The following is a 9136-nucleotide window of genomic DNA, read 5'->3' as shown; positions in this document are numbered from 1 at the left end:
CGGTCGGGAGGCCGTGAGGCCGATGTGAGGAAACGGTGAATTCGGCGCGCGCGATCGGTGCTATGACCGGCGCGTCCACCTTCGCCGCGAGGCCCCCGTGACTGATCGCGTGAACGACCGCGCGCCCGCCCGCGTCCACGACGTCCCGACCAAGGTGCCCGAGGTCACGCTCGGCTTCTGGATCATCAAGATCCTGGCCACGACGCTGGGCGAGACCGGGGGCGACACCGTCTCGATGACCTGGCTGGGCGAGACGACCGCCGAGGCCGGCCAGGCCGGCCTGAACGGCTATCTGGTCGGCACGGCGATCTTCGGGGTGCTGCTGATCGGCCTGGTCTGGCTGCAGATCCGGGCGCGGCGGTTCAACCCGTGGCTCTACTGGGGGACCATCATCGCCTCGACCACGGCGGGCACGACGCTGGCCGACTTCGCCACCCGCTCGCTGGGCATCGGCTATGTCGGCGGCTCGCTGCTCTTGCTGGCCTGCGTGCTGGGCGCCCTGTTCGCCTGGCGCCGGACGCTGGGCAGCGTGTCGGTGACCAGCATCGTGGGGCCGCGCGAGGAGATGTTCTACTGGGTCACCATCACCTTCTCCCAGACGCTGGGCACGGCGCTGGGGGACTGGGTAGCCGACGCAGGGCCGGGCTATCTGGGCGGGGCCCTGCTGTTCGGCGCGGCGCTGGCCGTGCTGGCGGCGCTGAACGCCTGGACGCGGGTCAGCAAGGTCGTGCTGTTCTGGGCCGCCTTCATCCTGACCCGGCCGCTGGGCGCGACGGTCGGCGACTTCTTCGACAAGCCGCTCGATCACGGCGGGCTGGGCGTCAGCCGGCCGCTGGCCTCGCTGATCCTGGCCGCGGCCATCGTCGCCCTGATCCTGATCCTGCCCCAGCGCAGCGGCCGCCATCCCGGCGCGCCGGAGCGCGCGTGAGGACGCGCGCGTACGGCGTCGGGGCCGCCCTGGCCGCCCTGCTCGCGCTCGCCCCCGGCGCGGCGCTCGCGGGCCCGCCGTTCAAGACCGACGACCCGATCCCGACCGACACCGGCCATTGGGAGCTCTACGGGCCGCTGATCGAGGCGAGCGGCACCCGCTCGGCGTTCGAGGGATCGGCCGGGGTCGAGATCAACTACGGCGCCGCGCCCAATGTGCAGCTGACTCTCGGCGTCCCGGCCGCCTTCGCCCACGACGAGACGGGCACGAGCTGGGGCCGGGGCGATCTCGAGCTGTCGGCCAAGTACCGCTTCTATAACGACGAGGCGTCCGGGTTCTCCGCCGCCGTCTTCCCGGGCCTCACCCTGCCGACCGCCAGCGGCGACCTGGGCAGCCCGAACGCGACCGTCTTCTTGCCCGTGTGGGCGCAGAAGGACGCCGGGCCGTGGTCGGTGTTCGGCGGCGGCGGCTACACGATCAATCCCGGACGGGAGAACCGCGACTACTGGAGCGGCGGGATCGCCGTGTCGCGCGAAGTGTCCGAGCGCCTGCTCCTCGGCGCCGAGATCGACCGCCAGGGCGCCGACACGGTCGGCGGCCGCGCCACCACCGAGCTCGGAGTCGACATGATCGTGCAGCTGGAGGGGCCGTTCCGGCTGCTCGCCTCCGCCGGGCCGAGCTTCACCGAAGGCGACGGCTCGCCTGCGCTCCACGCGTTCCTGGCCCTGGGCGCGGACTTCTGAGGCCTGGGCGGTCGCGCCTTTTTCCGCCCCGAGCGCTGTCGCTTAGGCTCCGCGCCCCCTAAATCCCCTCAAACCGTATGTCCCGACGGAAGTCGGGACCCAGCTTCATCCACCACGCGCAGCGGGCTTCACCTGGACCCCGACCTTCGTCGGGGAGACGGTGAAACGCAGTCCGAGTCCCTCATGGTCCCCAGTCACGTCCCCGCAGCCGAAGCCGAGACCCGCGAGCTCTGTGTCGACACCCCCGACGGGCGGCTCTACGCCCGCGTCTGGGGCGAGCTGGCCGGCCCGCGCGCGCCGATCGTGCTGCTGCACGACTCGCTGGGCTCGGTGGCGCAGTGGCGCGACTTTCCCGAGCGGCTGGCGCAGGCGACCGGGCGGGCGGTGGTCGCCTACGACCGGCTGGGCTTCGGCCGCTCCGACCCGCACCCGCGCCTGCTCCAGCCCGACTTCGTCCATGACGAGGCGCGCGCGGGCCTGACGCCGCTGCGCGCGGCGCTGGAGATCGGGCCGATGGTCCTGTTCGGCCACAGCGTCGGCGGCGGCATGGCGCTGTCGGCCGCCGCCGCCCTCCCCGACGTGCGCGCGGTGGTCAGCGAATCCGCCCAGGCCTTCGTCGAGGACGTCACCCTGGCCGGCGTGCGCGAGGCCAAGGCCGCCTTCGCCCGGCCCGGCCAGGTGGAGCGCCTGGAGCGCTGGCATGGCGACAAGGCCCGCTGGGTGCTGGACGCCTGGATCGAGACCTGGCTGGACGAGGGCCGCGCCGGCTGGCGCCTGGACGAGGACCTGCGCGCCGTGCGCTGCCCCGTCCTGGCCATGCACGGCGACAAGGACGAGTTCGGCTCCCCCGCCCACCCGCAGCGCATCGGCGCCCTGCCGTCCGGGCCGACCCGGGTCGTGCTGATGGACGACACCGGCCACGTCCCCCACCGCGAACGCCCCGAGGCCGTGCTGGCGGAGGTGAGCGCGTTCCTGGAGGGGGTGGGCTAGGCGGACGTCAGCAGCAGTCGTCGCCGACGAACCGGTAGCCGCCGCCCGGCGCGGGCTGGAACGTTCCGCCCTCGGTCTCGAACGCGCCGACCATCAGGCGCTTGGGTTCGGGGCGCGGACCGTCGAAGAACATCGCCTCGCGCTGCCCGAACGGCTGGCTCAGGAACGGTTTCGATGCCGGCCGCCCGCTCAGGATGAGCACCCGGTAGGTGCCGGACGTGCCGGACGGCTTCACGCCGACCGCCACGTCCTCGCGCCGGTCGCCGTCGAAATCGCCGTAGGCCAGGTAAGGGTGATAGTCGGGCTGCGCCTTCCAGATCCCGACGGAGACCGTGCGCTGCATCCGCAGGTCGTCCTCACACGCGCAATCCGCATCGTCGGCCCAGCGATAGCCGGGGTGCTGCGCGAGCCACAGCCGCAGCTGAGGATGGAACCGCTGGGGCACGTACCTCGGCGGGGTCGTGATCCCCCAGCCCGCCAGGCCGAGCACGGCTACGGCCCCGACGGCGACCGCCAGCACCCTCCGAACACCCATCATGACTATGCCGCCGCCTCCTGCGCGACCGGCGCCGCGGCCAGCGGGTCGGGGCCGAAGCGGTTATCGCCGGGCTGGCCCCGGACTGCGAGGATCTCGATCCCACCCCAGATCATGAACGGGCCGGGTAGGAACAGTCCGGCCACAATGAGCAGGGTGGTCAACGGCTCCTGCCCCTGCGGAATCGCGTCGCCGACTGCGCTGAACACGGCCATCGGCCCGAAGAAGACGAGCAGCCACGCCGCCCCCTTCCCCCGATCGTGCAGTCGCCGCATCACGGCCCCCAGGATGAACCAGCCGACGACGACCGTCGCCAGGACCAGCAGCACGCCCGCGACGCTGAGGTCCGGGACAGACCGCCCCGTGCGCAGGGCGATGGAGAGCTGCAGCGGCAGGGTCACCAGGCCGAACAGGTAGAACAGGCCGAGCGACAGGCCGAGGCCCTTGCGGCTGAGCCGCCCGCGGCCATGGAAGTTGTCGACGATCAGGCTACGCAGCTTGTCCATGCCCGAGGCATAACGCGATTCCGCGACCCCGCTTCGGGAGGCGGGCCGCTGAGCGGGACTGTGATCGCGGCCCCGGGCGCGGTATCCCCGGCTCCGCTTCGTTTCACCGGATCAGCTGCGATGCCCGACCTCCTTCCCCGCGCCCAGGGCGTCGTCCGGTTCGACATGAACCGCTGGGACGATCTCCATGGCCGGGTCGTCCGACGCATCGCCGCCCGGATCGACCTACCGTCTCCGGGACGGGGGGAGATCGTCGTCATGGGCGACACCTTGGGCCTGCACCTCACGGTGAACCCCGACACCGACGAACTGATCGTCACCCTCTGCGAAGGCGCCGCGCCGGGCGGCGACGACTGGGTCGAAGTCGAGGAACTGGCCGACTGTATCGGTCGCGAGATCGGGTGGTCCTGGTCGGCGATCAATTCGCAGGGCTACTGGGACCTGTTCGCACTCGCCTTCGACGGCATTGTCCCGAACGTGGCCTTCCTGGGCATGGCGTCGACCATCGACGTGTTGCGTATGGCCCCTCTCAGCGAGCCAAGGTCGCCAGTTCGCCCCGAATAGGGCGCCCCCTCACCCCAGCGCCTTCTCCATCACCAGCAGGCTGAGCGGCGGCTCGACCGCCACCGGGAACGGGCGTTCCTCGCCGGTCAGGCGGTAGCCGCGGCGCTGGTACCAGGCGATCAGCTCGGCGCGCAGGTGGACCACGCTCAGCTCCATCCGCGCCGCGCCGAACCGCTCGGCCGCGGCGTCCTCGGCCGCCGCGATCAGTTGCTTGCCGAAGCCGTCGGCCTGGCGGGACGGGTCGACCGTCAGCAGGCCGAGATAGGCCGCGCCGCCGGCCCGACCGCTGACCTGCACGCAGCCGACCAGCCGCTCGCCCTCGGCCAGCACCAGCAGAAGTTCGCCCGGGTCGGCCAGCACCGCGGCCAGGGTCTCGACGCTGGAGCGCGGCGTCTCCAGCAGGTCGGCCTCGTGGGTCCAGCCGGCGCGCGCGCTCTGTCCCCGATAGGCGCGCTCGACGAGGGCGTGGAGGGCGTCAGCCTCGTCCGGGCGGGCGGGACGGATGGTGAGGAGCTGGGCGGTCATGGGCGGGTGGATCGCGGAGTTCCGGCGTGAGCGCAATCCCCTCTCCCAAGGCACGAGGGATCGAGTCCCGCCCGCCGCCTGTTTTCCGCTCGGACACCCCGCATGACCGACGCCGACGACCTCTCCGAACTGGAGCGCCTGCTGGCCGAGCCGTCGGCGCGGGCGGTGATGCGCGCCTTCATGCGGGTGACGCCGTCGCTGACCGCCGTGGTGCGCGCGCCGGACCTGAAGGTGCTGTTCGTCAGCGCCTTCGGGGCGCAGCTGATCGGGCGGCTGCCGGCCGACATGCAGGGCATACCGTTCGAGGAGTGGTCGCAGGCGGCGCGGGTGTTCTGGCCCGACGGCCGCGAGATCGCCCACGACGAGCGGCTCTTGGTGCGCGCCACCTGCGGCGAGACGGTGCTGGGCCAGGAGGCCTACCTGCTGGACGGGGCCGGCGAGAAGGTGCCGATCCTGTGCAACTGCGCGCCGATCCACGACGCGGACGGCGAGGTGCTGGGCGGCGTGGTGGTGTGCAGCGACGTGCGCAAGCTGAAGGCGCTGGAGGGCGAGCTGCGGGTCGCCTACCGCGAGCTGGTGCACCGGGTGAAGAACCACCTGCAGATGATGTCCAGCGTCATCGCGCTGGACGCCCGCGACCCGAACCTGACCGCGGCCGAGCTGGCCGAACTCAACCAGGGCCGGCTGCAGATGCTGGCCGCGGTCTACGACGGCATGGTCCAGGCCGAGGCCGGCCAGTGCATCGCCGCGGCCGCCTTCGTCGACCTGGTCTGCCGGCCCTACCGCTCCGCCACGGTGGCGATCGAGATCACCATCGAGCCCGCCGACCTGACGCTCGAACCCGACCGGGCCGCCCCGTTCGGCATGCTGGTCAACGAGGCGGTGTGCAACAGCTACAAGCACGCCTTCCCCGACCGCAGCGGCACGGTCAGGGTCGAGCTGCGCCGCGAGGGTCCCGACCGGCTGGCCCTGCAGATCGACGACGACGGCGTCGGCCTGCCGCCCGGCCCGCCGCGCGACCGCTCGCACGGCCTGCTGCTGATGCGCCTGCAGGCCGAAAAGCTGGGCGCCAGCTTCGAGCTCGGCCCCCGCCCCGGCGGCGGCACGCGGATGCGCGCGGTCATGCCGGGGTGATCTCCCTCCTTCCCCGGTTCGTCACCCTCGGGCTTGTCCCGAGGGCCCAGGCCTCCGGTGCGCGAACATTTCAGATCGGATTGCGAGCTGAACGCTGGGCCCTCGGGACAAGCCCGAGGGTGACGACGAGAGGGGCGCCCGCAGAGGCCCTACGACCCCGGCCGCCTGAACACGCTGAGCAGGATGCCCGCCGTGCCGCCTTCGGCGGCGGCGAGGCCGGCGACGTAGACCGGCCCCTGGGCGAACAGCTTGGCGCGGTCGGCTTCCGTGCCGGAGAGAACCTGCGGCTGCGGGGTGATCTTCGTCCCCTGCTTGGTGAAGGCCCAGACCCGCTGGCCCTCCGGCGTGCGCTCGCCGGGGCCGAGGCGCGCGACCAGGTCGTTCTCCAGGTTCGGGCCGGCCGGGCCGAAGGCCTGGCACACCGCCACCTCGACGTTCACCCCGTCCTTCACCTGCGGCTGGGCCAGCGTGGTCAGCAGCACGGTGTCCTTCGGGGCGCCCGAGGCGGTCCCGGTCTTGACGAAGCCGATGGTGCGGGCGCCCGGCTTCTGCAGCTTGGCCAGCGCCTCCGCCGGAGCCGGCTCCCAGCCGTTCTCGACGGCGGCGGCCTCCACCCCGCGGTCGCGCGCCTCGGTGGCCAGGCACATGGTCTCGAAGGCGGACTTCACGTCGGCCGCGGCCGGGCCGGCCATGGCCAGGGCCGCAAGCACGGCGGCGGCTCCAGACAGCGCACGCATCGCATAGCCTCCTTCGCCTCGCCGGCGGCGCGCGAAAGGGCGCGTTTGCGGCGCGCGGGGGTTCTAGGCAGGGGCCGTCCGGGCGGCAAGCGAGGCAGAGAACGAAACGCCGCACCGCTTAGCGCTTGCGTCGGCGCGCGAGGGCGTCTATCTCCCCGCCTCCCGGCCGCGCTCCCTTCGTCTATCGGTTAGGACGCTAGATTTTCAATCTAGAAAGAGGGGTTCGATTCCCCTAGGGAGTGCCACCGGGTTTTCCTGACAGATCAACGCGTTGCGAGCTCAGGCTAGATGCCTGGGAAGCGAACTGGCGCCCCTACATCAGTCATCCCGGAAAGCGCGCAGCGCTTATCCGGGACCCAGCAGCTCCGACCTCGACGCCGCGAAGCCAGGGCTGCAACCACCGCCGCGCTTGCTGGGTCCCGGCTCTTCGCTCCGCTACGGCCGGGATGACGGCGGTGGTGAGATGCGCCGAACGGCCCTAAGCCTAGCGCCCATGTCCATCCGCCTCACCGTTCCCGACGCCCCCTCGCCCGAGGACCGCGCCGCCGTGCTGGCGCCGCTGGCCGCGTACAACCGCCGCCACGGGCCACCGACCGAGATCCTGCCGCTGGCCGTGCTGCTGACCGACGCGGCCGGCGCGACGGTGGGGGGGCTGTGGGGCAAGACCGGCTACGACTGGCTGTTCGTCGAGCTGTTGGCCGTGCCGGAGAGCCTGCGCGGCCAGGACCTCGGCGCCGCCCTGCTGGCCGAGGCGGAGCGGATCGCCCGCGAGCGCGGCTGCGTCGGCGCGTGGCTGGACACCTACGCCTTCCAGGCCCGCGGCTTCTACGAGAAGCAGGGCTACACCGCCTTCGGCACGCTGGAGGGCCACCCGGTCGGCGGCGCGCGCCACTTCATGAGCAAGCGGTTCTGAGCCTCAGAGCCGGTCACCTGCGACGGCCACGCCGCAAACCGCCCAAATTCATCCGCGGCGATCTGTGGGCTTCACCTGGACCCCGGCTTTCGCCGGGGTGACGGATGAGGGCGTATCCGGATCGCCGATCGTCCGGTCGACCCGGGTCAGGGCCTGCGTCCGCTCGTTCCACGCGCCGAAGGCGGCCCCCAGGGTCAGCAGGGTCGCCGCCGCCCAGGTCCACGCCAGGGCCCGTGTCACCCCGCGCGGCGCCCGGGACGGCAGGTCCGTAACCGTGACCTCGGCCCGCTCGGCCGAGACGCGGATGACCTCGCCGCCGGCGCCCTTCAGCACCAGGTGCTTGCCCGGCCCCGGCTCGCCGTCGTGGAGCAACCAGCGATAGTCGCGGTCGTCGGGGGCCATGAAGCCCGCCTCTTCGATCTCGAGCGTCGGGAGCTCGGCCGGGACCGCGTGCATCTCCAGCAGGTCGAGCCCGGAGAAGTCGATCCGGAAGGTCTGCGGCCGTCCCTTGCGCAGGACGTAGGCCGCCCGGAAGGCCAGGCGCAGGGCGCCCGTGGCGTCGTCGGCCTCGCACCGGTCCAGCCGATAGACGCCGTGAACGTCGAGCGCGCCGAACGCCCCGTTCAGTTCGACGTGCTGCGCGATGCGGAAGTTGCAGTGCACGAGGCTGTCCCCCCGACCGGCAACCTAGCGATCACGGCCCCGCTCGCAAGACACAGGTATCCGAGATTCCGCCATGCCCCTTCACCGCGTCGCGGTCCCCCTCGCCCACAGGGACCGTTGCGAAATTTGCTCGGTGCCTGAAATCCGTATGTCCCGACGAAAGTCGGGACCCAGATACATCAGCAACGTCAGTGGGCTTCACCTGGACCCCGACTTTCGTCGGGGAATACGGAGTTTGGCGTCCAGAATTTCGCAACAGGCCCCCCGAAGGGGGATGATCCGGGCCTAGGCCGACAGCTCGCGCAGCGGCGCCTCGATGTCGGCCTCGAAGCCGCTCTGGGGATAGCGCCGCGTGACCCGGCCCGAGCCGCCCGGCCCCAGGTCGATCAGGCGCGAGCCGAAGCCGGTGCGATCCGGCGCCTGGACCGGCGGGCCGCCGGCCTCGCGCCAGTTCAGCCGCAGCAGCTCCGCGTCGGCGCTCCAGACCAGCCGCACGCGCCCGTCCGGGGCCGACAGCGCCCCGAACTTGGCCGCGTTGGTGGCCAGCTCGTGCAACAGCAGCGACAACTGCACCGCCGCCCGCGAACCGATGGTCAGGTCGGGGCCGTCCGTCCGCACCTGGCGCAGGCCGTCCAGCGGGGCCAGGGTCGCCTCCACCACCTGGCGCAGGGAGGCGGCCGCCCAGTCCTGCTGCAGCAGCACGTCGTGGGCCTGGGCCAGCGCGGTCAGGCGCGCGCGGAAGGCGTCGACCGGCGCGCGCGGCTCGACCTCGCGCAGGGTCTGGTTGGCGATCGCCTGCACCAGGGCCAGGGTGTTCTTCATCCGGTGGCCCAGCTCGGCGTTGGCGACGCGGCTCGGCGCTGTCGCGTCCGTAAGGCTGCGGACAAACTCGCCCATT

12 protein-coding genes and 1 tRNA gene are annotated in these 9136 nt (G+C 72.2%); 7 read left to right on the top strand and 6 right to left on the bottom strand.

The features are described 5' to 3' along the window. Positions 1–97 precede the first annotated feature (97 nt). From H8B08_RS19520 to H8B08_RS06345, 3 genes are all read left to right on the top strand, one after another. On the top strand, positions 98–928 hold the full coding sequence (locus tag H8B08_RS19520) for a hypothetical protein (RefSeq protein WP_370545410.1): 831 nt from the start codon (positions 98–100) through the stop codon (positions 926–928). Continuing rightward, a complete protein-coding gene (locus tag H8B08_RS06350; protein ID WP_187449358.1) occupies positions 925–1671 on the top strand; it encodes a transporter in 747 nt (248 codons plus the stop codon). Before H8B08_RS19520 ends, H8B08_RS06350 begins: the two co-directional genes overlap by 4 nt. A 183-nt stretch (positions 1672–1854) precedes the next feature. Next, complete coding sequence (locus tag H8B08_RS06345; RefSeq protein WP_187449357.1) at positions 1855–2661, top strand: alpha/beta fold hydrolase; 807 nt, start codon at positions 1855–1857, stop codon at positions 2659–2661. Between the two features lie 7 nt (positions 2662–2668). On the opposite strand, the gene H8B08_RS06340 is transcribed toward H8B08_RS06345, so the two are convergent. Both H8B08_RS06340 and H8B08_RS06335 read right to left on the bottom strand, forming a co-directional pair. Beyond that, positions 2669–3199: an FG-GAP repeat protein gene (locus H8B08_RS06340; RefSeq protein ID WP_187449356.1), complete on the bottom strand. Its 531-nt coding sequence runs from the start codon at positions 3197–3199 to the stop codon at positions 2669–2671. 2 nt (positions 3200–3201) lie between these two features. Further along, positions 3202–3702: a DUF805 domain-containing protein gene (locus tag H8B08_RS06335; RefSeq protein ID WP_187449355.1), complete on the bottom strand. Its 501-nt coding sequence runs from the start codon at positions 3700–3702 to the stop codon at positions 3202–3204. Between the two features lie 120 nt (positions 3703–3822). Here H8B08_RS06335 and H8B08_RS06330 point away from each other — a divergent pair, with 120 nt between their 5' ends. Further along, positions 3823–4266, top strand: a complete 444-nt coding sequence (locus H8B08_RS06330; protein WP_187449354.1) for a DUF6334 family protein — start codon at positions 3823–3825, stop codon at positions 4264–4266. Positions 4267–4275: 9 nt separating this feature from the next. Here H8B08_RS06330 and H8B08_RS06325 read toward each other — a convergent pair whose 3' ends face one another. Beyond that, a complete protein-coding gene (locus H8B08_RS06325) occupies positions 4276–4791 on the bottom strand; it encodes a GNAT family N-acetyltransferase (protein WP_187449353.1) in 516 nt (171 codons plus the stop codon). Between the two features lie 102 nt (positions 4792–4893). On the opposite strand from H8B08_RS06325, the gene H8B08_RS06320 reads away from it, so the two are divergent. Continuing rightward, the gene (locus tag H8B08_RS06320; RefSeq protein WP_187449352.1) at positions 4894–5925 is read left to right on the top strand and encodes a sensor histidine kinase; all 1032 of its coding nucleotides are present in this window, start codon (positions 4894–4896) and stop codon (positions 5923–5925) included. 149 nt (positions 5926–6074) lie between these two features. On the opposite strand, the gene H8B08_RS06315 is transcribed toward H8B08_RS06320, so the two are convergent. Next, positions 6075–6662, bottom strand: a complete 588-nt coding sequence (locus H8B08_RS06315) for a hypothetical protein (RefSeq protein ID WP_187449351.1) — start codon at positions 6660–6662, stop codon at positions 6075–6077. Positions 6663–6832: 170 nt separating this feature from the next. Between H8B08_RS06315 and H8B08_RS06310 the strand changes: the two genes are divergently transcribed. Then, a tRNA-Glu gene (locus H8B08_RS06310) sits at positions 6833–6907 on the top strand. 248 nt (positions 6908–7155) lie between these two features. Beyond that, on the top strand, positions 7156–7575 hold the full coding sequence (locus H8B08_RS06305; RefSeq protein ID WP_187449350.1) for a GNAT family N-acetyltransferase: 420 nt from the start codon (positions 7156–7158) through the stop codon (positions 7573–7575). Positions 7576–7623: 48 nt separating this feature from the next. Here the strand turns inward: H8B08_RS06305 and H8B08_RS06300 are convergent, their stop codons facing one another. Together H8B08_RS06300 and H8B08_RS06295 are read right to left on the bottom strand one after the other, a co-directional pair. Further along, on the bottom strand, positions 7624–8238 hold the full coding sequence (locus tag H8B08_RS06300; protein WP_187449349.1) for a hypothetical protein: 615 nt from the start codon (positions 8236–8238) through the stop codon (positions 7624–7626). 285 nt (positions 8239–8523) lie between these two features. Then, positions 8524–9135 (bottom strand): sensor histidine kinase, encoded by a 612-nt coding sequence (locus H8B08_RS06295; RefSeq protein WP_187449348.1) that lies wholly within the window; start codon positions 9133–9135, stop codon positions 8524–8526. Position 9136: the final 1 nt, after the last annotated feature.

It is taken from the genome of Caulobacter sp. 17J80-11, assembly GCF_014349105.1.
In the GTDB taxonomy this organism is placed as follows: Bacteria; Pseudomonadota; Alphaproteobacteria; order Caulobacterales; family Caulobacteraceae; genus 17J80-11.
This window is presented reverse-complemented; position numbering and strand designations above follow the sequence as displayed.

Excerpts from the sequence above, each read along its gene's own strand:
- H8B08_RS06345 (WP_187449357.1), top strand. The coding sequence starts at position 1,855 with ATGGTCCCCAGTCACGTCCCCGCAGCCGAAGCCGAGACCCGCGAGCTC.
- H8B08_RS06340 (WP_187449356.1), bottom strand. The coding sequence starts at position 3,199 with ATGATGGGTGTTCGGAGGGTGCTGGCGGTCGCCGTCGGGGCCGTAGCC.
- H8B08_RS06335 (WP_187449355.1), bottom strand. The coding sequence starts at position 3,702 with ATGGACAAGCTGCGTAGCCTGATCGTCGACAACTTCCATGGCCGCGGG.
- H8B08_RS06330 (WP_187449354.1), top strand. The coding sequence starts at position 3,823 with ATGCCCGACCTCCTTCCCCGCGCCCAGGGCGTCGTCCGGTTCGACATG.
- H8B08_RS06325 (WP_187449353.1), bottom strand. The coding sequence starts at position 4,791 with ATGACCGCCCAGCTCCTCACCATCCGTCCCGCCCGCCCGGACGAGGCT.
- H8B08_RS06320 (WP_187449352.1), top strand. The coding sequence starts at position 4,894 with ATGACCGACGCCGACGACCTCTCCGAACTGGAGCGCCTGCTGGCCGAG.
- H8B08_RS06315 (WP_187449351.1), bottom strand. The coding sequence starts at position 6,662 with ATGCGTGCGCTGTCTGGAGCCGCCGCCGTGCTTGCGGCCCTGGCCATG.
- H8B08_RS06305 (WP_187449350.1), top strand. The coding sequence starts at position 7,156 with ATGTCCATCCGCCTCACCGTTCCCGACGCCCCCTCGCCCGAGGACCGC.
- H8B08_RS06295 (WP_187449348.1), bottom strand. The coding sequence starts at position 9,135 with ATGGGCGAGTTTGTCCGCAGCCTTACGGACGCGACAGCGCCGAGCCGC.